Origin of the sequence: Lysinibacillus sp. BPa_S21, from assembly GCF_023337795.1 — a bacterium.
Lineage (GTDB): Bacteria > Bacillota > Bacilli > Bacillales_A > Planococcaceae > Lysinibacillus.
Map to the genome: position 1 here is coordinate 139,243 of NZ_JALIRS010000006.1, position 20,066 is coordinate 159,308.

The 20,066-nt window shown below is 34.1% G+C and carries 24 protein-coding genes and 2 pseudogenes; 14 read left to right on the plus strand and 12 right to left on the minus strand.

Annotation, left to right across the window (positions count from 1 at the left end; translation table 11 throughout):
* Positions 1-167 precede the first annotated feature (167 nt).
* A pseudogene (locus MOK21_RS13840) lies at positions 168-1,371 on the minus strand (IS110 family RNA-guided transposase).
* Between the two features lie 498 nt (positions 1,372-1,869).
* Complete coding sequence (locus MOK21_RS13845; protein ID WP_249074573.1) at positions 1,870-2,775, minus strand: DMT family transporter; 906 nt, start codon at positions 2,773-2,775, stop codon at positions 1,870-1,872.
* A gap of 209 nt (positions 2,776-2,984) precedes the next feature.
* Between MOK21_RS13845 and MOK21_RS13850 the strand changes: the two genes are divergently transcribed.
* The 3 genes and pseudogenes from MOK21_RS13850 to MOK21_RS13860 all read left to right on the plus strand — a co-directional run bounded on the left by MOK21_RS13850 (position 2,985) and on the right by MOK21_RS13860 (position 4,275).
* The gene (locus MOK21_RS13850) at positions 2,985-3,470 is read left to right on the plus strand and encodes an Lrp/AsnC family transcriptional regulator (RefSeq protein WP_249074574.1); all 486 of its coding nucleotides are present in this window, start codon (positions 2,985-2,987) and stop codon (positions 3,468-3,470) included.
* A gap of 83 nt (positions 3,471-3,553) precedes the next feature.
* Positions 3,554-4,123: pseudogene (locus MOK21_RS13855) on the plus strand (histidine phosphatase family protein).
* 14 nt (positions 4,124-4,137) lie between these two features.
* Positions 4,138-4,275: a phosphoenolpyruvate hydrolase family protein gene (locus MOK21_RS13860; RefSeq protein ID WP_249074575.1), complete on the plus strand. Its 138-nt coding sequence runs from the start codon at positions 4,138-4,140 to the stop codon at positions 4,273-4,275.
* A gap of 547 nt (positions 4,276-4,822) precedes the next feature.
* On the opposite strand, the gene MOK21_RS13865 is transcribed toward MOK21_RS13860, so the two are convergent.
* The 4 genes from MOK21_RS13865 to MOK21_RS13880 all read right to left on the minus strand — a co-directional run bounded on the left by MOK21_RS13865 (position 4,823) and on the right by MOK21_RS13880 (position 6,654).
* Positions 4,823-5,011 carry a hypothetical protein gene (locus MOK21_RS13865; RefSeq protein ID WP_249074576.1) on the minus strand — a complete coding sequence of 63 codons (189 nt, stop codon included), beginning with the start codon at positions 5,009-5,011 and terminating at the stop codon, positions 4,823-4,825.
* Between the two features lie 398 nt (positions 5,012-5,409).
* Positions 5,410-5,616: a hypothetical protein gene (locus MOK21_RS13870; protein ID WP_249074577.1), complete on the minus strand. Its 207-nt coding sequence runs from the start codon at positions 5,614-5,616 to the stop codon at positions 5,410-5,412.
* Between the two features lie 184 nt (positions 5,617-5,800).
* On the minus strand, positions 5,801-5,995 hold the full coding sequence (locus MOK21_RS13875) for a DUF4177 domain-containing protein (protein WP_054771472.1): 195 nt from the start codon (positions 5,993-5,995) through the stop codon (positions 5,801-5,803).
* A gap of 440 nt (positions 5,996-6,435) precedes the next feature.
* Positions 6,436-6,654, minus strand: a complete 219-nt coding sequence (locus MOK21_RS13880) for a hypothetical protein (RefSeq protein WP_249074578.1) — start codon at positions 6,652-6,654, stop codon at positions 6,436-6,438.
* 188 nt (positions 6,655-6,842) lie between these two features.
* Between MOK21_RS13880 and MOK21_RS13885 the strand changes: the two genes are divergently transcribed.
* Positions 6,843-7,106 (plus strand): DUF2199 domain-containing protein, encoded by a 264-nt coding sequence (locus MOK21_RS13885; RefSeq protein ID WP_249074579.1) that lies wholly within the window; start codon positions 6,843-6,845, stop codon positions 7,104-7,106.
* Positions 7,107-7,117: 11 nt separating this feature from the next.
* Here MOK21_RS13885 and MOK21_RS13890 read toward each other — a convergent pair whose 3' ends face one another.
* Positions 7,118-7,327: a DUF6440 family protein gene (locus MOK21_RS13890; protein ID WP_249074580.1), complete on the minus strand. Its 210-nt coding sequence runs from the start codon at positions 7,325-7,327 to the stop codon at positions 7,118-7,120.
* Positions 7,328-7,563: 236 nt separating this feature from the next.
* Between MOK21_RS13890 and MOK21_RS13895 the strand changes: the two genes are divergently transcribed.
* Positions 7,564-7,815, plus strand: a complete 252-nt coding sequence (locus tag MOK21_RS13895) for a hypothetical protein (RefSeq protein WP_249074581.1) — start codon at positions 7,564-7,566, stop codon at positions 7,813-7,815.
* A gap of 165 nt (positions 7,816-7,980) precedes the next feature.
* Here MOK21_RS13895 and MOK21_RS13900 read toward each other — a convergent pair whose 3' ends face one another.
* Positions 7,981-8,178 (minus strand): hypothetical protein, encoded by a 198-nt coding sequence (locus MOK21_RS13900; protein WP_249074582.1) that lies wholly within the window; start codon positions 8,176-8,178, stop codon positions 7,981-7,983.
* A gap of 172 nt (positions 8,179-8,350) precedes the next feature.
* Here MOK21_RS13900 and MOK21_RS13905 point away from each other — a divergent pair, with 172 nt between their 5' ends.
* The 6 genes from MOK21_RS13905 to MOK21_RS13930 all read left to right on the plus strand — a co-directional run bounded on the left by MOK21_RS13905 (position 8,351) and on the right by MOK21_RS13930 (position 14,917).
* Positions 8,351-8,686, plus strand: a complete 336-nt coding sequence (locus MOK21_RS13905; RefSeq protein ID WP_249074583.1) for a hypothetical protein — start codon at positions 8,351-8,353, stop codon at positions 8,684-8,686.
* 969 nt (positions 8,687-9,655) lie between these two features.
* Positions 9,656-10,081, plus strand: coding sequence for an acyl-CoA thioesterase (locus tag MOK21_RS13910; RefSeq protein ID WP_249074584.1), 426 nt, complete (start codon positions 9,656-9,658; stop codon positions 10,079-10,081).
* A gap of 11 nt (positions 10,082-10,092) precedes the next feature.
* Positions 10,093-10,467 carry a DUF423 domain-containing protein gene (locus tag MOK21_RS13915; protein ID WP_249074585.1) on the plus strand — a complete coding sequence of 125 codons (375 nt, stop codon included), beginning with the start codon at positions 10,093-10,095 and terminating at the stop codon, positions 10,465-10,467.
* A gap of 282 nt (positions 10,468-10,749) precedes the next feature.
* Positions 10,750-12,066, plus strand: a complete 1,317-nt coding sequence (locus tag MOK21_RS13920; RefSeq protein WP_249074586.1) for an SPFH domain-containing protein — start codon at positions 10,750-10,752, stop codon at positions 12,064-12,066.
* Positions 12,067-12,080: 14 nt separating this feature from the next.
* Positions 12,081-13,184: a TFIIB-type zinc ribbon-containing protein gene (locus MOK21_RS13925; RefSeq protein WP_308221933.1), complete on the plus strand. Its 1,104-nt coding sequence runs from the start codon at positions 12,081-12,083 to the stop codon at positions 13,182-13,184.
* 527 nt (positions 13,185-13,711) lie between these two features.
* Positions 13,712-14,917: an EAL domain-containing protein gene (locus MOK21_RS13930; RefSeq protein WP_249074588.1), complete on the plus strand. Its 1,206-nt coding sequence runs from the start codon at positions 13,712-13,714 to the stop codon at positions 14,915-14,917.
* A 65-nt stretch (positions 14,918-14,982) separates the two neighbouring features.
* Here MOK21_RS13930 and MOK21_RS13935 read toward each other — a convergent pair whose 3' ends face one another.
* From MOK21_RS13935 to MOK21_RS13950, 4 genes are all read right to left on the minus strand, one after another.
* Entirely contained in the window at positions 14,983-15,315 is a 333-nt protein-coding gene (locus tag MOK21_RS13935) for a hypothetical protein (protein ID WP_249074589.1), read from the minus strand.
* Between the two features lie 125 nt (positions 15,316-15,440).
* Positions 15,441-15,830 (minus strand): hypothetical protein, encoded by a 390-nt coding sequence (locus MOK21_RS13940; protein ID WP_249074590.1) that lies wholly within the window; start codon positions 15,828-15,830, stop codon positions 15,441-15,443.
* 5 nt (positions 15,831-15,835) lie between these two features.
* A complete protein-coding gene (locus tag MOK21_RS13945; protein ID WP_249074591.1) occupies positions 15,836-16,924 on the minus strand; it encodes an SAP domain-containing protein in 1,089 nt (362 codons plus the stop codon).
* A gap of 371 nt (positions 16,925-17,295) precedes the next feature.
* The gene (locus MOK21_RS13950; protein WP_249074592.1) at positions 17,296-17,637 is read right to left on the minus strand and encodes an ATPase; all 342 of its coding nucleotides are present in this window, start codon (positions 17,635-17,637) and stop codon (positions 17,296-17,298) included.
* A 280-nt stretch (positions 17,638-17,917) separates the two neighbouring features.
* Between MOK21_RS13950 and MOK21_RS13955 the strand changes: the two genes are divergently transcribed.
* The 3 genes from MOK21_RS13955 to MOK21_RS13965 all read left to right on the plus strand — a co-directional run bounded on the left by MOK21_RS13955 (position 17,918) and on the right by MOK21_RS13965 (position 19,961).
* On the plus strand, positions 17,918-18,496 hold the full coding sequence (locus tag MOK21_RS13955) for an SDR family oxidoreductase (RefSeq protein WP_249074593.1): 579 nt from the start codon (positions 17,918-17,920) through the stop codon (positions 18,494-18,496).
* A gap of 484 nt (positions 18,497-18,980) precedes the next feature.
* On the plus strand, positions 18,981-19,121 hold the full coding sequence (locus MOK21_RS13960; protein WP_249074594.1) for a hypothetical protein: 141 nt from the start codon (positions 18,981-18,983) through the stop codon (positions 19,119-19,121).
* A 228-nt stretch (positions 19,122-19,349) separates the two neighbouring features.
* The gene (locus MOK21_RS13965) at positions 19,350-19,961 is read left to right on the plus strand and encodes a flavin reductase family protein (RefSeq protein ID WP_249074595.1); all 612 of its coding nucleotides are present in this window, start codon (positions 19,350-19,352) and stop codon (positions 19,959-19,961) included.
* Positions 19,962-20,066: the final 105 nt, after the last annotated feature.

Here is a 20,066-nt window from a genome sequence, read left to right on the forward strand (position 1 = left end):
AGCCTTTCGAAAAGATTGTTACTAATTCAACTAACCAGCTAATAGTTTGTCAATAATTTTCTGTTAAAAATTTAATAGGCACATGCTATACTAAAAAAGTGCATGACAAATAACCGTCCTAAATTTTGCTTTTGGAAGGTTTTGTTTGATTTAGTTGTACCTACTTATCAAGCTAAATCTTGGTACGTAGTTCTGTTTTTTAATAAGGTAAAAATCCAATGTAATAGTTTATTAATACAAGCTACCATCGCTACTTTAAAAGGTTTTCCTTCGTCACGTTTTTTATCGTAAAATTCACGTAATTTCTTGTTTCGAGGAATGATTGTATCGTCTGTTCTAGTTTTTCTGCAATCTCGTATTGCACAACGAACAGCCATGAACAAGGCATGACGAAGTCTACTTGAACCTCGTTTTGTAATTCGATTTTTGGTCGCTGAAAACTTGCCTGATTCGAAAACACTCGGGTCAACTCCAGCGAAAGCCACAAGCTTTTTAGGATTGTTAAATCGATCTATTTCACCAATCTCAGAAATAATCGTTGCAGCGATTTTTTCACCGATACCTGGGATAGATTTGATAATACTATGTTCTTCCTAACTTTGATAGATGCTCTTTGTACTGAAGAAGGATCTTTATATACATATCCAGACTTAAAATATGACTCTGATAAACTGTTTTTTCAAAAGGATTACGAGCTGCAGCGGCTTTAAGCTGTAATGCTTTTTCATTTGCCCATTTAATTGATCTACTCTTACATAGTTCATAAATTTTGTCTGTAATGGATTCCTCACTTGCTTTCAAAATATCTTCTGAAGAAGGGAACTCTGAAAGAGTTAATAGTGAAACATTAGAATATAAATCTCCGAAAACCCCCTTATATTCAGGAAATACCTGTTCAAGGACTGCCTGAAATTGCAACTTAGTTTGAATCATTACGCCAGTTATATTTTCATGTTGTCTAGTAAGATTACGAAGGTTTAATAACTGCACACCACGCTTTTTATATGGCTCTAATTCCTCTTTATAGAACAATTCACAAAGAAGATAGGCATCAATGGCATCCGTTTTTACTTTTCTTAAACTTGAACTTCTTGCCTTATATGAAATTAACGGATTAATGATAATCAATAAATATCCTCGTTCTTCTAAATGATGTATGACAAGAGCACCATAATGTCCTGTAGCTTCTAAAATGATTGTAGGCTTCATACCAGCCTCGTTTTTTACATCCTCTAAAAATATAACAAGGTCATTTAGACCTTCTAAAGTATGAGTTACCTTAAAACTTTTACGATATGGGTTGCCTTTATCTAAGAATGCTTGAACCTGGCTTTCTCCTTTTGAAATATCCAGACCAACGACTGGATTCATTATTAATCTCCTCCTAGAATCATAGTTTGCCAGTTACCCCTAATCCTCCATGCAGTGTCATAGCTTCGCTTGTTATACGAGATCTAAGTCCCAACCAGCCTCAATCATGTTTCTGCAAGTAGGGGGCGAACGGTTTAGTTGACGGGATCAAGCCCCACGTGCAGATACGTTCTACCCTGGCTACTGCTATAATAAAACCATATAAAAAATGGTCAACCAGAAATATCTGGCTGACCTTATAATACGAACGGAGCAGTTTAGTGAAAGAATAGATTGGAGGAAGAGTAATGACAAAAAATTAAAGAAATACACCAACAAGTATGCTCTGTTCCCAAGAATCTCCCACTTCAATCAGACCGTAAGGTTGATAAGTGGGGGTAGTTCAAATGTAATATCCATTCCATTAGAAGTGAAAAAATATCATTCACTTTAACTTCTTTCAGCTGTTATCCGGTAGAGTGTCAACGAATTATGTTGACCTTTTTTAATAGAAGTTATTTATGAATTTGAAAGGGCTGTATTTAAATAAGGTGCTTTCGTTTTAAAACGTGAAAATAAATAACAGCCAATAATAACGATTAATCCACCAATTCCTTGTGTCCAAGAGATGCTCTCTCCTAAAAATAAAAACGCTAAAATTGCAGTGAAAATCGGATTGAAATTAAGGAAAACACCGGATGTTGTAGCCCCTAATTTTTGAATACCTATGCTCCAAAGCACCATACAAACGACAGTGGAAATAAACCCCGTATATAAAAGCGATAGAAGAAAAGAATGATTCACATTGGAAATCGAAAAATCATTAAGGTTAAACGGCAATAATACAAGAAGACCAAATATTCCTGAATACAAATTAGACATTAGTGGCGAAGTAGTTTTCATTGCCCATTTACTACAGACGGAATAAATTCCCCAAACACATACAGCTGCCATCATCCATAAATCACCCAAATTAAAATGAAAAGACAATAATAAGTTGATATTCCCTTTTGAAAGTACGAGAAGAACACCAACTAACGAAAGAAACATTGAAAGAGCTTGAAAAATATTAATCTTTTCTTTTAGAAAAAGAAATGAAAAAAACGCAATAGAAATAGTATTTAATGTTGAAATGAGGCCAACATTCGTCGATGTAGTTCTTTCCAATGCTAAAAATTGAAAGATATTGAACATTAGCACACCTGTAATGCCCATTAAAAATAAAGGGAGAAGGGCATCACGAGAGGGGAGCAACCTTTTTTCTTTCCACCATACCATTGGAAGAAGTGCAACGACGGCAATGATCCATCTTAAGCTTGTCAATGTTAACGGAGAGGCATGATCAACAAGCGATTTGGCAACTACAAAATTGCCTCCCCAAAGCAAACTAGTTAAAAGCATTAATAAAACATAGACATTCGTCAAATCACGATCTCTCCTTTGATTCTAAAATTTACAATCGAGTTACATTTGATAAAAGAATCATAACATTTTCGCTATTTTAGCAGTAGAATATTTTGTATAATGAACAAAAGTTAAAATAATAGTAAGAATAATAGAGTTTTACGGAATAAAATTAATAAAAATTGTCGGTTGTAGCTGAAATTTCGAATAAAAAAAGGAGAGCAAATGGCATGGGAACGATAGATAGAAAATTATTGGATAGTGTTGATATGGAAATATTAGATATTTTGCAGAGAGAAGTACAGGTAAGTAATGCTGAGATTGCGAGACGTGTGAATTTATCCCCTCCGGCAACCCATACAAGGATAAAACGTTTAGAAAGTGAAGGGTTTATTGACAAACAAGTTGCTATTTTAAATCATGAGAAGCTGGGATTCGATTTACTCTGTTACGTTTTCATGAGTACCAATATCCATCAAGCTAAGGAATTAGAAGCTTTAGAAAATACCTTGAAAACGATGACAGAAATATTAGAATGTCATTGTTTAACAGGAGAGTATGATTATCTCTTAAAGGTAATTATTAGAGATCGAAAAGAATTAAATAGCTTTATAAGAAAATTAAATATGTTGGGCATTTCTCGTATTCAAACAAACTTATCTTTAAGAGAAATAAAATATTCTACAGTTTTACCAATAGCAGAAGATGACCAATAGAAGTTCTTGTATTTTAGCTTCGTCACAAAAATTGTTTAGGTCAAAAACGTAAACATAGAAACATGATAATTGTAGGAGGTATTATGAAAACATTCATATATATGGTTCGACACGGAGATTCACCAAAGGAAGGGAATGAGAGAACGAGGGCACTCACTGAAAAAGGGAAGTTAGACACGCAACGAATAACGGATATTCTCGTTAAAGAGGGCGTCGATACGGTTTTCTCAAGCCCGTATAGTCGCTCAATCCAAACTGTTCAAGAAATAGCTAATCAAATAGAAAACGAGGTAATTGTATGTGAAGATCTAAAAGAACGAATATTTATTGCTGAAGAGAAACGAATCCCTGACAAGGAATTATTCCCTTTATTACAAAGGTCATTTTCTGACCCAACCTATGCTTTTTAGGGAGGCGAATCAAATATTGATTGTCAGGAACGTGCAATAAAAGTCTTAAAAGAATTATTAAATCAATGTCAAGGACAGAAAGTAGTAATTGGTACGCATGGGGCTATAATGACGTTAATAATGGGGTTTTATGATAGTAGATATGATTTGAACTTTTTATTACATACAACTAAGCCCGACATTTATAAAATGGAATTCGATGGCCAAGAATTGGTCCATGTAAAAAGGTTATGGGAGGTATAAACGCTTGTTACCCTATGAAATGGAAGGGCAAGCTAAAACAGATTCATAAACAAATTAATGAAAATAAATATATTTTAGGTGTTGCTGCAGGTGCTGGAATGACAGCTAAATACGCAGAACAAGGTGGCGCTGATTTTATTAGCTCTAAATAATAAGCATAATCCAACAATATGCACATTTGTGGAAGAGAACAAACTTAAATGACTGTGTTGTTCGAATTCAACGAATTATTAAGGCTGGTAAGTCTATAAATCCTGATAATAAAAATTATTTTTTTGAAAAGCTTGTACCACGGAACACCAATGATAAAAACAGCAATTAAAAGATAAAAAAGATCATGAGTTTGTATCCCGTCTGAAAAAAGAATTAGTGATAATACTATAATTGCCAATACTCTAATTAAGATTATTTTTTTCATTCAAGCCCCTCATTTTTTCAAGAATATTACCGAATGTTTTTAAAGTTGTATTACTATATGGGAATTTTAACATTAATTTCAGGTATTTTCCATATTCTGAAAAAGGATTTAGGGACCGAACGGAAGTTTTCAAGCGAATAAAATAATTAGCTTTTAAAAAAGTTTTCTATTACGGCTACTGGAGATTGTTGTTCATATACTTGTTTACAGCTCCATTTCTGAAGATTTTGTAATTGAAAAAATGTTCAATTACATTAATAAAGCATTGCTACAAAGCAATGCTAAGTTCGAGGGAGTTTCGACAACTTTACTACATTAAAAACAAAGCCTATAAATCCGCAAATAAAGAAAATATATGCTACTAGTAAGGACATAGCTTCTAAGTTGTTAGTAAAGATTCTATATCCTCCTAAAGTAAATAATGCCAAACCGCCAACCGAGCTAATAACTGTTCTATTCTTGTCAGTCAAAAAAACACCTCCAAATAAATGGTATGTATATAGGTTAACATGAATTCGTTTTTTAGTTAACCTAATGTGTTTTTTTCATTGGAGAGTGTCATTAAAACAAAGAACCTTAATAAACAATATGAGTATTTTGTTCAATAAAAAAAGGTAATGAAACCTCATTTCCCTTAATCATTCTTACGTTTAAATGTTAATTCAAAAAAGAAGGAGTGCCGTGGCCTTTTATTCCAGGTGCAAAGATTTATACTAACCTCTATCCTTCTTTTTCATGATCATAAACGACTTTATGATAATCTTCCAAAGGAGTTAGTTTGAATGAAGACAATTGATTTTTTACAAATTTATGTTCGTACAAGTCTATGAAAACTTGAGGAGTAATCGAAGGAAATTGTTCAGTAAAGTTATTTATCTTTTTGAGGTTTTACAAAGAATGAAATGAAAATAACAGATAGCCCTATAGCAACGAATATTATTGCAATAGATTTATTTGAAATAAATGAATTGTATTCTAGGGAACCAGTTAATCTGCCTGTTCCACTTACAAGCAAGAAGATACCAAAAATAAATATTATATATCCAATTTTAGAATGTGTACCGTCTGTTCTCATTGCATAACACTCCTAATACCTATGTTAATAACTTATATGTAGAATAACATAATTGGTGAATGTTTGAAAATGCAGGTTTGTTTAATTCAATTACTGCACACTATGAGTAAAGGGTCACTTTGGATAGGGTGACCCTTAGTAACTAAATTCGAAGGTTCTTAGTTTATAGCCTCAGAAATAGATTTTATGTATTTTGTGGTCTCTCGAAAATTAGTTCATAGTAAGTACCCATCCCAGGTGCAGTAGTAAAGTCAGGAGTTAAGATTTGAATAAATCTCCAACCTTCTTTTGCGTGATTTTTAATTACTTCTCGATAATCTTCGGTAGGTCTGCCTGATATTTTTTTAAACTCAATTTTAACAAACTTATATTCGTACATAAAAACAGCTCCTTTTTAACCAGATTATAACATAAATAAGCTGCAGCTTTTGCAGACGCTACAGCAAACTAATGAACAATATGAGGAAAATGAAAAAATCCCAGTTCATACTGGGAAAACGGTTTGTCGGGTTCAATAAATATTATTTTTCTGAACAATCTACATGCATTGGCGGTGGAACCAATCACCAACTTTTAGTTTTATTAAGACGTAACATTTGAGGTGCGGTTCATTTCTACGGTGATTTATGCATGTATATTTGTAAGGATTATCGTAGATATGATAAGTGTCTCCGCTAAGAAGTACCTTTTGTGTTTCAGCGTCTATTACTACAAACTTGTGCTATTCTTCTATTTCGTTTTTTTTCTATATAAATAATGAGTGACATTAAATAAGAATTCACGAAATTGTTTCAGCTTAAAATAAATTTGAGCTGTTTTTTAATATACTATTGGATTACAGGGCGGAAAACCATTAACATCTTGAATCATAAAGAAATCATATTGTTTTAAAGCAAATTGAGTCCGATATAGATATTCATATAAAAGTAGCTTGCCATTTGATACTCCACATAATATTCCTGATGTTCCTTGACCATTGACGAGTGATACGCCTACAGGTTGACCAACTAAATACGCTATTTTTTGTTGCCAGGGCATAATCATCATTCCTTTCAGAATATTATATGTTTTCGCAAATATTTTGTGATGTGAAGAGATTGGACCGATTGGACTGAATGAAAAAAGCCGCAGCGTTTATAGATGTCAACGGAACATGTTAGTTGAATTCGTTATTATGATTAGGAGTAATTTTGAGAAAAACTATTTTTCTCGTGAGGGATTTTAGAATGAGTAATTATCAAGAAGGTTATTTATGTAGATGTTGTGGAAGTAATCACGCTAAACTTCCGATGAGTTATGGAAGTCCTGTACCTGATTATTATTACAACATACCCTTAGAAGAGCATGAAAGCCGAATAGAGATGAATGAGGATTTGTGCATTATTGACGAAGAGTATTTTTTTATCCGTGGATGTATTGAGATTCCTGTATTAGATGCGGAGGAGCCATTTATTTGGAATGTCTGGGTTTCTTTAATATCGAATATTTAATTAAAGCACTGTTATTCATTATTTGGCTTTATTATTGGTTTTCCATCCTTATCCAATAACGGAGTGATTCCCCCTGCATATCCACCCCAACTAAATAAATAATGAACCCCTGTTTCTTTATCTATTATTATTCTGTTTCCATTAGCCACACCATTTTCTGAAAGGATTTCTTCAAATCTCTTTTTTGATCCTTTATTCTTATCTGAATCATTATTAAACATTTTTTTCGCCTCCATATTCATTTATATGTAAACACTATTACTGAAATTCCAAATAACATTTTTTATACCACGCTCTTACCTAGTTTAAAAAGGCAACAGTTTTCTTGAAAACTACCCTTTCTGCCCCGTTAATAGCAACAATCCTTGGGAAACAGCCTGAATTAAAGAAAATCAGTGAATCGACAGATTAATTTGAATATAATATTTGTAAAGAAAAGAATTAGGGAGATGGTGTAATGAGCGAAATAGATAAACGAAACAGATTAAGCGAAGAACCATTTACTTATCAATTTACGAAAAAAGGAACGGTAGTCATATATTACGAAGGTAAACAAATTAAATTTGTAAAGGATAAGGAGGCTGAGCGTCTGATCACAAGGATAAAAGAAGTCGAAGATGATAGAACGGCAGTACAGTTATTGTTAGCTAAAATTACGGGTAATTTTAAACGAGGTAACGAGAAATCTGGTAAAAATAAAAGGAAGTAAGCCTTAGTCTATTTTCGTAAATTTTCGAAGGTGGAAAATGAATATTGAGGATATTTATTGAAAAACTGACAACAACAGTTGTCAGTTTAAAAATGGAATTTTGCTAGCGAACAGTAAACATGGACGATAGTTGATGTCTTATTTATCTCAAAACTGTTAAAACCTTTAAGTCACTCGTTTATCTTTACTAATTTTCTGCATTGTAAGAATAAGTCCTGTTAAACCAGCGCCAAATGCAGGACCAATACTAAAGATAAGAAATCGCCAATTTCCTGTATATAAGGATATTGTTAGAAAAAAAATAGGTAAACCGATTAATGCAAACAAAGAAGCAATTAAGGGTAATCTTTTATTTTCTTGCATTTGTTACACCCCCTTGAAATTTATAAATACATTCAATTTTAACACAAATATTCAAAATAATTACTTTTTTGATGGATATAAAAGATAAGGTGATTTAAAAGCTATAGTCACGCTATAATTCGAAGTGGCATTTGCCCTTCAATTTATTTCCGACATTTAGAGGAGATTATAGATGAAATATAACCAGATTATTATTGCTGTAGTATTATTCATTGTATTAGGAAGTAGCTATTATTTCGTTGCGATTTCAAAATATGTGTTATCGGAAAAATATAATGATTTTCCTGTTCCTAAAAGCGCTCAACTAACACAGGAAAATGAGTATGACTCTGTATATGAGTGGTCAAAGTCTTCTGATATAAATGGTATTCCATTTAGTTATAGTCTAATCATTTGGGTATATGGTTGGGAAGAGGTAGTTAGAGAAGGTACTTTAACAATTTACGAGAGGGATGGAAACAAGATCCATCTATCAAGCCAGCGAGGGGAAATTAGTATAGGAAGGTGAATACTTTTCCTAAAGCTTTAAAAGCCCTATTTTTAGATAAAAATATATTTAGGAATGCATTATAGGGACGGTGGAAAGAGCTTGAGCCTATTATTGAGTAGGTGGGATAAGTTATGGTTTTGAGAGGAATGTTGGTAAAAAAAGATGGGATTTCCCATCTATGTATACTATTTATCTAGCTTGTTGGATATATTCCTTAGAATTTCGTTTTGCTCCTCCCGTAAGTTGTTTTGTTCTTCTTGCAAGTTAATGAGTTTAAATAAAAACCAAATTACAAATATAAAAAATAATATGACAAGCATTATTCTAATAAAACCCCTTTTTGTTTGATTATACCATAAGCGTATTGAGATTAAGAAAGAAGGAATGACAATCGTGTCAGAAAAAAATGAGCAGTTTCAACAAAATAAAAAAACTGACAACTCATGTTGTCAGTAAAAAGTATTCCTGATACTGGAATACTATATGGATTCTACCTCTCCTTTATGATTTTCTATATTTTATTAAGAATGTATTTTTAGACTTATATGTTAGTTTATTTATTTCAAATAATTAAAGGCTTTCTGCTTTGAAAACTGTATCAAACAGCCATAAAACAAACAGAGGCTAGCTTAAGGACTTTGACGTTTCGTCAAGGTTATTATTGGGTGGGAGATGGTAATGTGAGTACTAAAGAAATGTTTACTTACGAGGTGCAATTAAAAACTGATACGATGAATCAAGTAACAAAAGTAGTAAAAGATTTTAGTCTTATGCACCTGCCCAGTGTTATATAACTTTATATTTTTTGTACCCTAATTAAGCGGGGTACAAAGGGTTAAAACGGATAACACATTTTTTACCAAGTCATTTTTAAAAAAGAAATATTATATTTTAATAAGCTTGAGTATTAGGTTTTTTCATTGCTAAAAAACAAAAACCCCGCCAAATCAATATTTTTACGCTATAATGTAGGACGAGGTGAAGAAAATGTTTGTTAGTGAAAAACAAATCGAAATTCGATATGCTGAGACCGACCAAATGGGCGTAGTGTATCATGCAAACTATATCATTTGGATGGAGATAGGTCGTTCTCAGTTAGTAAATGATGCAGGCTTTGAGTATGCTGAGTTAGAAAAAGATGGTTATGTATCGCCAGTAATGGATTTATCCATTTCTTATAAGGCTGCTTTGCATTATGGCCAAGTGGCAACGGTCCGTACATGGGTGGAAAAACATGATCGTTTACGTACAACATATGGCTACGAAATTTTACATGAAGATGGCACGATTGCGGCGACTGCTCAGTCCGTACATATTCTAGCGCAAAAAGATACGTTACGTCCGGTATCCTTAAGTAAAATTGATCCGGCATGGGATGCGAAATACAAAGAAATCGCTCGCGAAAAGAAATAGGGGAATACAACATGGAACTTTTATTGGCAATCGGTGCAATTATGGCTTGTCTTGGGGTCGTGTTAGGTGCTTTTGGGGCGCATGCACTAAAAGATAAATTTGCGTCACCACACTATGCAGCTATTTGGGAGACTGCTGTGCAATACCATATGTATCATGCATTAGGTTTACTAGGGCTTGGTATTTTATCGAGTGAAGCCCTATTAGGAGCTTCCAGTTTGCTATCTTGGGCAGGATATTTAATGTTCGCAGGAATTGTATTTTTCTCAGGTAGTTTATACGTATTAGCGGTTACAGGTGTGAAAAAGCTTGGAGCGATTACGCCAATCGGCGGTATGTTATTTATCGTTGCATGGGTGTTAGTGGCCATTTCCGCATTTTCTTAAAACGTGAAGATCAACGAAATAATTATAGTACGATCGAGGTAGTTCCTATGGAGCTATCTCTTTTTTTATAAAGAAGTTTAAAAAAATGAAACAAATTGTCCTTTTTGTGCGTACTACATAATGATTAGATTATTTTATCTTACGGTGGGTGGGCCAAATACCAACTGAAATAGGGAACTCAGGAGAGCGGTTTTGGCCTAAAGCCCCCGAACGCAGTTATGCCGGGCAAAGTTAATATGGTAAAATAAGTGATAAGTATATAAGTTGAAGGTGGGAATAAATATGGGTTTATTAAAAGCAGGAGTTGGCGCATTAGCAGGCGTTTTAGAAGATCAATGGCGTGAATATCTCTATTGTGAGTCACTCTCAGCGGATGTTCTTGTGGCAAAGGGTGTTAAACGTACTTCTAAACGAGGGTCAAATAAAGGCAATGACAACATTATTAGTAATGGCTCTATCATTGCCATTAATGAAGGGCAATGTATGATGATTGTCGAGCAAGGGAAAGTAGTGGAGTTCTCTGCGGAGTCTGGAGAATATGTTTATGATACATCTACAGAGCCTTCGATTATGTATGGCAATGATTTGTCTGAAGGCATACTGGAAACATTCAAGCAGATTGGTAAACGCTTTACATTTGGTGGAGAACCTGCGAAAGATCAACGTGTGTATTATTTTAATAAAAAAGAAATCGTAGGCAATAAATATGGGACACCATCACCGGTTCCTTTCCGTGTTATCGACCGTAATATCGGCTTAGATATTGATATTGCTATTCGTTGTCATGGGGAGTATTCCTATAAAATTGTCGATCCATTATTATTCTATACAAATGTTTGTGGAAACGTTGAGCGTGAATTTACTAGAGATACAATCGACAGCCAGCTAAAAACGGAGTTGATGACTGCGTTACAGCCGGCTTTCGCACATATTTCTGCAAGCGGGGTACGCTATAGCGAAATACCTGCGCATACGGTTGCTCTAGCAGATGCCCTTAATAAAGTGTTATCAGAAAAATGGCTAGCTACTCGTGGTTTAGCAGTTGTATCCTTTGGTATTAGTTCTTTAAAAGCTTCTGAAGAAGATGAAGCAATGATTAAACAACTACAACGAAGTGCTGTGATGCGTGATCCAGGTATGGCTGCAGCTCATTTAACAGGTGCTCAGGCAGAGGCCATGATGGCAGCAGCCAAAAATGAAGGTGGAGCAATGACAGGATTTATGGGCATGAACATGGCGACACAGGCAGGCGGTGTTAATGCAGCACAGCTTTACCAAATGAATGAGCAAAATAAACAGACTGCTCAGCAAGGACAAACAGCGACTAACTCAGGTGCATGGAAATGTGCATGTGGTAACGATAACACAGGTAAATTCTGCTCAAATTGTGGGACACCAAAACCTGCAGAAGAAGGATGGACTTGTACATGTGGTGCTGTCAACAAAGGCAAATTCTGTAGTGAATGCGGTGCTAAAAAACCTGCAGAAGCATTACAATACGTTTGCGATAAATGTGGTTGGAAGCCAGAAGATCCTGCGAACCCACCAAAATTCTGTCCAGAATGTGGTGATGTGTTTGATGAAAATGATGTTAAGTAAGGAGATGACTAATGATGCCAGCTCAAGACGCTGAAAATGCTAAACAAGTAGACCTTGATTTTGACGCCGAGTGTCCATCATGTAGTGCATCTATTGAATTTAATCCAAAAACCGGAAAGTTAACATGTCCGTATTGTGGCTATGAAACTGAAATTGCAGCCCCAGAAAAACAAGAAGAAAAAGTTGCCCAGGAAATGGATTTTGCAAAGGCTGAAGAACGTGGGAATTTTAACTGGGGTGTCGAGAAAAAAACAGTTATTTGTAAATCCTGTGCAGCAGAAACGATATATGATGCATTACAGGTGGCCGATAGTTGCCCATATTGTGGCTCCAATCAGGTCATGGAGGCAAGTGCTAAAAATACATTAGCGCCGAACGGAGTATGTGCATTTGAACTTACAGATAAGCAAGCGGGAGAGAACTTCCAAAGTTGGATTAAGGGCAAATGGTTTACACCGAGAGCCGCAAAAGAGAGTGCAAAGCCTGATTCATTTAAAGGGGTTTATCTACCTTATTGGACTTTTGATACTAAAACAAGCTCAAGGTATTCTGCAAGTTACGGTAGACATCGCACAGTAACAGATAAAGATGGAAATACCCGAACGGAAACGGATTGGTATACCACAAGTGGCTTTTATCAGGAATTTATTGATGATCACTTAATAAGTGCAACGACCCGTTATGATCGAAATATGATGCGAAAAATAGAACCTTTTAATTTACTCAATAATAAAGCCTATAAACCAGAATATGTTGCTGGCTTTTTATCAGAACGCTACAGTATTGGTTTACAGGACGGGTGGAGTCAGGCGAAGAGAGAAATTTCAAATCACCTGAATGCACAAATTACTTCAAAAATACGTTGGGAACATAATGCAGATGTAGTATCTAATTTACACTTCTCAACCACACATGATGATATTACATACAAATATCTAATGCTGCCAATTTGGCTTTCTTCATTCCGTTACAAAGAGAAAGTATACCGCTTTATGGTGAATGGTCAAACAGGTCGAGTAGGTGGGGATGCCCCAATTTCACCATTACGTGTAACGATTGCTGTTATTTTATCAATAATTGCCGTCGCAATTATTTGGTATTTCTTTATGTCAGAATAGTCATGAGCAGTATTCCTGTAGGGTATAATCTATACTTTGGAATACTGCTTTTTTTCTGGGGTGGGGTATACGGCTGAATATTTTTAGGATATAGGATCAAAACCTTTAGTTATCACGGCTTTCATATTGAATGGTTGCATAAGCTATAATGATAAAGGAATTTTGAGGGATTTTTTTACACAGCGATACATGAAAAGTTTAGTGAAGGCAAATAAAGTGACACTAAATAGAAATATGCGTACTTAAAGCAACCTATTTTGTGATAAAGTCGTTATTAGTGATGAGTTGTCAGAAAAAAATTCGCTTTATGGTTTGAAAGTATAAGCAAAAAGCCTATAAAAATAGGGCTAATTAGATTTGTGGAAGTTTGTTAAATTTCAGGACAGATTTATTCCATAAAATAACGCCATGTGAAGTTGCCAATTTACTTGAAACAAACTATTATACAGTCAGAGAGCTTTTTTTCATGATATGAGCTGTGAATGTAATGTTATTCTTGGATAACATCTTGTATGGAGGTTTCGACAATGGATGCAATTGAAGTTTTAACAAATTTAGATCAAATACATGGGTATTTTCAACCTATATTTAGCGCAGATGCGCATACGGTGATTGCCTACGAAATTTCCGGACAGTTACAAATTGAGGGTCAACAAATTAATTTAAAAGATTTTGTGAATAATGAAGATATTCCAGAAGAGTATCGTATAGACATGGAACATAAAATTCTACATGCTGCATTAGCTAAAGTAGAAGAAATCGGACAGGATATTGATATTTATATCCCAAGTAACCCGAACTTACTCATGCAGGATTTTGGTGAAAGTCATTTTAATATTATTCAACACTACATTAGCGAAGAGGATTTACATCGTATTGTATTAGTTGTTTCTGAGCACCGTTTTTTAGGTGACATTCAGAAGTTGCATCATGCGGTACGATACTTTACGACATTTGGCGTCAAAATCGCCGTTCAGGAAGTAGGAGCGGAGAGTCATTTAGAGCATATTGCACTATTATCACCACAAATATTAAAGGTCAATATTCGAGACTTAAATTATGATTCTTGGTCTGCACAGTCAGATATGATTTCAGCAATTGGTAGTCTCGCTTATAAAATTGGCGCAAATCTTTTATTTGAAGGAATCGAAACTGTTTATCAATTACAGTTTGCTTGGAAGAACGGTGGCAGATTTTATCAGGGGCGATACTTAGCAAACCCTGCAATGACATTCGTTGAAAAGGATATTTTAAAGGAGCGTTTTAAGGAAGAGTGCCAGCAGTTTATAACCTCTGAAAAGAAAATTCTAGAGGCGCAGTATTTCGAATTGAAAAAACTAAAAGAGGAACTAGAGGCGATTGTTCATCGTGTTAAACCTTCCAGTGACAACATTGTACTTCTAGAAAATCTAGCCCAGCTGTTGGATAGTTATTCATTCCGTGTTTATATTTGTAATGAAGATGGCTTCCAACTATCTCCAAACGTAATGCGTATTGAGGGGCAGTGGGAATTACAGCCGAGAGCAATCAATAAAAACTGGAGTTGGCGCCCGTATTTCCTACAAACAATCATTAAAATGCGCAACGATCAAAGCGGAGAAATCTCAGAGCTTTATCGAGATATAGAGACCGGGGAAATTACAAGAACATTTTCGATTGCCATAAACGAGCATGAGTATTTGTTCGTCGATCTTTCGTATGATTACTTATATGAACATAATATTTTTAGATAGTTCAACCATTGCTTATAAAAAATCGGAGTACAAAATAATTTGTACCCCGATTTTTTCTCTATTTATTATTTTAAAGGAACTCCAAAACCTAAGGCAGAAGCGATAGACACAATAGAGCTGATAACACCTAGTATGCTCGTTAACTTCTCTAATGGTTTTTTAGCTTTCTCTTTATCTCCATTTTCTATATGAGTTTGAAGAAGTTCAAAATTAGCTTCCGCAATATCTCGCTGTTCATCGGATAGCTGTTGAATTTCTTCGTGAAGCTGTTGTAAAGCATAGATTATGTCATTTGGTTGGCTTGCTATCCCTTGTTGAAGTGTACCATTGTTTTCAATAGTTATATTACCTTTGTTTTCTCCAAAAGTTAGACCACCATATTTACTAGATTCACCCATATAACCATCTCCTAAGATAATAGTTACTTGCCCAAGTTTTGATACTTTCTCTAATAAATGATTAGAATTTTCTTTGGCTAAAATATCAATAATTTCTCTTAAACTCTCAGGTTTATTTTGTTTACTTAACCCGACATTTTCCTTTTTGTTAGTAATTTTTTTTTTGAAAAACTTTGTCTGAAATCCTCACTCAATTCAATAATGGGAATAGCGTTTAAAGGATCATAATTATTTTCTGTACCACAATACTGGCAAGGAATGGAATCAATGTTTTCAAGTTCGGATTTATTAGCGGTTAAAATATTTCTACTACATTCCTCACAGTGAAACTCTAATTTTATAACGAGTGCTTCTTGTTTTTCTAATTCAGATAATGTATCAATAACTACTCCAAGAGGTAAGTTAGTTATTTTTGCAATATAACTATGGTAAAATTTATCAATTTTACTGATAGCAATTGCCTCAAGTGCATTATCTATTTTTTGAGAAATTTCCCATGGCTTTAAATTGCTCAATACTTTTACCTCGCAGAATAAATTTGGTAAATCAATTTTTCTCTAATATAATCTAATACAGGCTCAGACGCAAATACATTGAACTTAAATGTTTTTGTATTGACGCCGATTCGAATAGAATATTCTTGTTTCACACCATCAACACTATGTTCAAATAATATGGATCCCTTTTGTTTGGATAGATAAGGTTCTAAATAATTGTATAATGGCAAACCTCTTAGTTCTCTAATACTGCCTAATCCTATTGTTTCAAGACCACTTAAAAGTAACAAAGTAAAAGGTGTTGTTTCTAAAATGCCTGTAATATCTTCACTATTTAAATTTTGCTCTAAAACTGATAATTCACCACTAGTATAGTATTCGTCAATTGCAGAAAGTATACTCACGATTGATTGACCCTGAGTTTCTTCAAATGTATTAACTGATCCTGCTGGTCTTCCTGTAGCATCAATAAGTCTTCCTTGAAGGATATCAGCTAAAGATTCAAGAGTACCTCCGTATTTCTCTAACAAATCATACTGTTTGAATTCGTATTCTTCCTCAACAATTTTAGCAAACCAAGCAATAATTTTTTTGGCAATAGCTGAACTTGCTCGTACTTCAATTATTCCCTTAACTTCATCTATATAAACTGTTGTAATTTCATGCTTAATGTATTCTCTTCGATTCGTTAAAAAGTAATCGACATTTACCCCTGTTCTATGAATAAATCTTAAATAATATGCTTGTGAACCTTCGATGTCGGCAGCAGCAATAATAGTAGGATCTACAGGAACATTTTTGCTAGTTGGTGTAACTATTGTTTCGAAAGGATTAAATGGCGATTTATCAATTATCCTTTGTTTAAATCCTGTTAAATCAGTTTTATTTGTTACAAGGTACCAAGCTAAAAAAACCGCACCAGAGAAAATATTATTGTTTATCATTTTAAGAACATCGCCTTCAATATGCTCAAAAGAGTCCCACACTCTACTTGCTAATTCATTTACATTGCCTGTTGTTTCTAACTTCATTTTATTACAAATCTCTTTAAGTTGAGTTTTGTTTAATTTATGCAGGTCTTGGGGGAAAATTAAAGATTTAATTGTATTCATTTAACACCCTCCAGAATTATATTCTGTGTTCGATGAAATTATGACGTTTTATTAATAAATATAATATTATATGTATCGAATACCCAGAAAATAACATAAAAGTGTTGTTTGACATGAAATAATATGAATATGGACGTATGGATCACTGTGAATAAAATTAGAAGAAGGAACTATCTGAAAGAGAAAATGCCGCGTTATCAGGTAATAATGAAGTGATGAAATGGTAAATACACCCATAATCGTAATTAAAGAGTCACTCGTACTTTTTATTAGCAACATCTAGATGGAGGACAAAAGGCAAGCTTGATGTCAAATGTCCCCCAATTGAATTACCTTTAAAAACTTTAAACGAAGATGTTATAAAAGGTTGTTTAAAGAATCTCTGTTAATTCGGAGTTTACAAACCTTTGGGCAGCTATAAGAACACCTGAAGCTGTTCTTCCATAAACGCTGTATAATCCGCCAGTTTGATTTGGAACGATTTCTACTTCATATTGAGCTGCATTTCCTACACTTGGCGTGACAAAAGTAGAAGCGTTTGCTGCTACGCTAAATCGAGTTGATGATAGTAATTTTCTTGTACCGTTAAGTCTATAAACATTGACTACTCCGGAAAGAATACCGCCAGTAAGATTAAGAACTTTGATACGAACGCTAGTTGCATTAGATGGTAAATTTCCTGTATTTTCAATTGGACCAGTCGTTAAAGGCAATTAAATTTCACCTCCTTTAATAGAAGTATAATCTGCAGATTACATGTTCATTGTATTCAGGATCTATAGTAAAGCTCTAAACCTTTTAATCAGATTTCTATAAAAATGTAGATATTGATTATTAAATCTTTCCTCTTTACCTATTAAATGAACCATGTTTTTCTACTATTTCGGGAGTGCCACCTAATTTTACTCTATTTGAGAGAGGTTATCAGAGCATGTTCCTTTTATTGAAAGGAGTTCCTATTCTGATATAATTAACGGAGAGAGGATGATAAGAATGAGTAAAAATATTGTTGTTATAACAGGGGCTGGCAGTGGTTTAGGTGCAGCACTTGCTAAAAAATATTCGACGTTAGGTTATCACATTTGTTTACTTGGTAGAACGAAATCAAAGCTTGAGAATACGGCTAAAACGTTAGCAAATGGCTATTCTATCTATGAGGTTGATGTTGCTTCAAAGCAAATGGTCGGTGAAATAATTCATTCTATACAAGATGAATTTGGGTCCATTCCATTACTAATAAATAATGCGGGTGTTGGCTATTTTGATCTAGCTGAAAACTTGGAAGAAGATGCCATTCATCAAATGATTGATATTAACCTAAAAGGAACAATTTTTTGCTCACAAGAAGTACTAAAAGGTATGAAAGAACGTAATGAAGGAACAATCGTCAATATTGTTTCTACAGCTGGCTTAGAAGGAAAAGTAACGGAATCGGTTTATAGTGCTAGTAAATTTGGTGTGCGAGGATTTACTGAGAGTCTAGCACTAGAATTACGCGAAACATCCATTAATGTATGTGCTGTATACATGGGTCCGTATGAGAACAGAGTTTTGGGACGGGATTTTTTCTGAGGAAAAAACTAAAACATTAATGGACCCTAATGACATCGCAGATATTATTATGAATAATATTAAACCAAGAAAAGCGTTAGCTGTAACTGAGGTTGTCATTAAAAATCAACGATAACATAATGATCTGAAAAAAGATGACCAGGCACTGCATTTGAGCCTGGTCTTTTACTATTTCGTAAAAATTACTAAGATACAGTAAATGTCCTTTATTTTTGTTTTGTTTAACATATAGCCTATTTTTTTGAAAAGTTGCTACAGTGAAAAATGCCATTGATTTGCTACTATTTAATGGGAAAAGTACTTCGTATTGAAACGTCATAATATTGAGATTCGTAGACAGACAGATTCCCAGCGGAAGTACACATTGAACTCCCATTTGTTCAATCAACAATTGTTTTAGCCTTAGGTAAATGGAAATATTTATCCATATGGATGGGATATGAGATATTATTGAATTAATAGTGCTAGTTTAGGAGGGGTTATATTGAGTGATGATAATAAAAAGGGGATAGTGTTCTCGATTATATTCGGTAGTTTAGCCATTTTAATTGTAGTGTTTCTATTGTCTTTTGCGTTTTTTGGCAAAGAAATACTAGACGCGTTATTTAATAATGGGGATTTCTAGCCTAGACTAGTGGATTTGCTTTTTTAATTCTCCGACTGTTATACACATATCTCCACATTATTGAAAGCCTCCTGAAAATCCATTATTTTCAACTATGTTTTGTATTTTCAAGAGAGCAACAATCTATACGAAAAAAGCCAAAACATAAAATGCAATTCATATTTCGATGAAAATTGAAATGTTTCTCTTGTACTATAAAAATTGAAAGTACGAATAGGAGGAGAAAAAATGACTCAAATTGCTACTACAGAAATGATTCATCCCAAAATTCTATACTACGGGACACCAGTGATTTTATTAACTACACTGAATGAAGATGATACCGTGAATATTAGCCCGCTTTCGTCATCATGGGCTTTAGGAGATTGTATAATTTTAGGAATTGGGCTTGGGGGAAAAGCCATTGAAAACTTAGAACGTCATCCTGAATGTGTTATTAATGTCCCAAGCCCTTCATTATGGGAGAACGTAGAAAAATTAGCGCCATTTACAGGGAAAAATCCCGTTCCTGAATTTAAGAGAGCGAATGGATTTACATTTGAAAAAGAAAAATATGAAATTAGTAACTTAACACCAACCGAGTCTAAATCAGTAAAGCCTTCAAGAATTGCAGAGTGTCCAATTCAACTTGAGGCAAAGGTAAAATATATTCGAATCCCTGAGTATGCCTCTTTTTTTGCCATAGTCGAGACACAAGTTTTACATGTCCATGCCCATAAGGAAATTATTGTTGAAGAAAATTATATTGATCCAAATAAATGGAGCCCACTTATTTATAATTTTCGACATTATTTTGGACTTGGTCATGAGTTGGGGAAAGCTTTTAGAGCAGAAATTTAAAGTCCAATAGTGATCATCAAAAAGATTAGCTCTCATTTTTTAAAATGGGTGACTGATCTTTTTGTGTTTGTTCAAAATTTCCTGTTAAGTCGATAAAAGAACTGT

Coding starts and splice junctions, on each gene's coding strand:
- MOK21_RS13890 (WP_249074580.1), bottom strand. CDS start 7,327: ATGTTTAATAATGATTCAGATAAGAATAAAGGATCAAAAAAGAGATTT.
- MOK21_RS13875 (WP_054771472.1), bottom strand. CDS start 5,995: ATGTACGAATATAAGTTTGTTAAAATTGAGTTTAAAAAAATATCAGGC.
- MOK21_RS13905 (WP_249074583.1), top strand. CDS start 8,351: ATGAAATATAACCAGATTATTATTGCTGTAGTATTATTCATTGTATTA.
- MOK21_RS13880 (WP_249074578.1), bottom strand. CDS start 6,654: ATGCCCTGGCAACAAAAAATAGCGTATTTAGTTGGTCAACCTGTAGGC.
- MOK21_RS13885 (WP_249074579.1), top strand. CDS start 6,843: ATGAGTAATTATCAAGAAGGTTATTTATGTAGATGTTGTGGAAGTAAT.
- MOK21_RS13925 (WP_308221933.1), top strand. CDS start 12,081: ATGCCAGCTCAAGACGCTGAAAATGCTAAACAAGTAGACCTTGATTTT.
- MOK21_RS13895 (WP_249074581.1), top strand. CDS start 7,564: ATGAGCGAAATAGATAAACGAAACAGATTAAGCGAAGAACCATTTACT.
- MOK21_RS13920 (WP_249074586.1), top strand. CDS start 10,750: ATGGGTTTATTAAAAGCAGGAGTTGGCGCATTAGCAGGCGTTTTAGAA.
- MOK21_RS13930 (WP_249074588.1), top strand. CDS start 13,712: ATGGATGCAATTGAAGTTTTAACAAATTTAGATCAAATACATGGGTAT.
- MOK21_RS13850 (WP_249074574.1), top strand. CDS start 2,985: ATGGGAACGATAGATAGAAAATTATTGGATAGTGTTGATATGGAAATA.
- MOK21_RS13860 (WP_249074575.1), top strand. CDS start 4,138: ATGAAATGGAAGGGCAAGCTAAAACAGATTCATAAACAAATTAATGAA.
- MOK21_RS13900 (WP_249074582.1), bottom strand. CDS start 8,178: ATGCAAGAAAATAAAAGATTACCCTTAATTGCTTCTTTGTTTGCATTA.
- MOK21_RS13945 (WP_249074591.1), bottom strand. CDS start 16,924: ATGAATACAATTAAATCTTTAATTTTCCCCCAAGACCTGCATAAATTA.
- MOK21_RS13870 (WP_249074577.1), bottom strand. CDS start 5,616: ATGAGAACAGACGGTACACATTCTAAAATTGGATATATAATATTTATT.
- MOK21_RS13935 (WP_249074589.1), bottom strand. CDS start 15,315: ATGGGTGAATCTAGTAAATATGGTGGTCTAACTTTTGGAGAAAACAAA.
- MOK21_RS13955 (WP_249074593.1), top strand. CDS start 17,918: ATGAGTAAAAATATTGTTGTTATAACAGGGGCTGGCAGTGGTTTAGGT.
- MOK21_RS13965 (WP_249074595.1), top strand. CDS start 19,350: ATGACTCAAATTGCTACTACAGAAATGATTCATCCCAAAATTCTATAC.
- MOK21_RS13910 (WP_249074584.1), top strand. CDS start 9,656: ATGTTTGTTAGTGAAAAACAAATCGAAATTCGATATGCTGAGACCGAC.
- MOK21_RS13915 (WP_249074585.1), top strand. CDS start 10,093: ATGGAACTTTTATTGGCAATCGGTGCAATTATGGCTTGTCTTGGGGTC.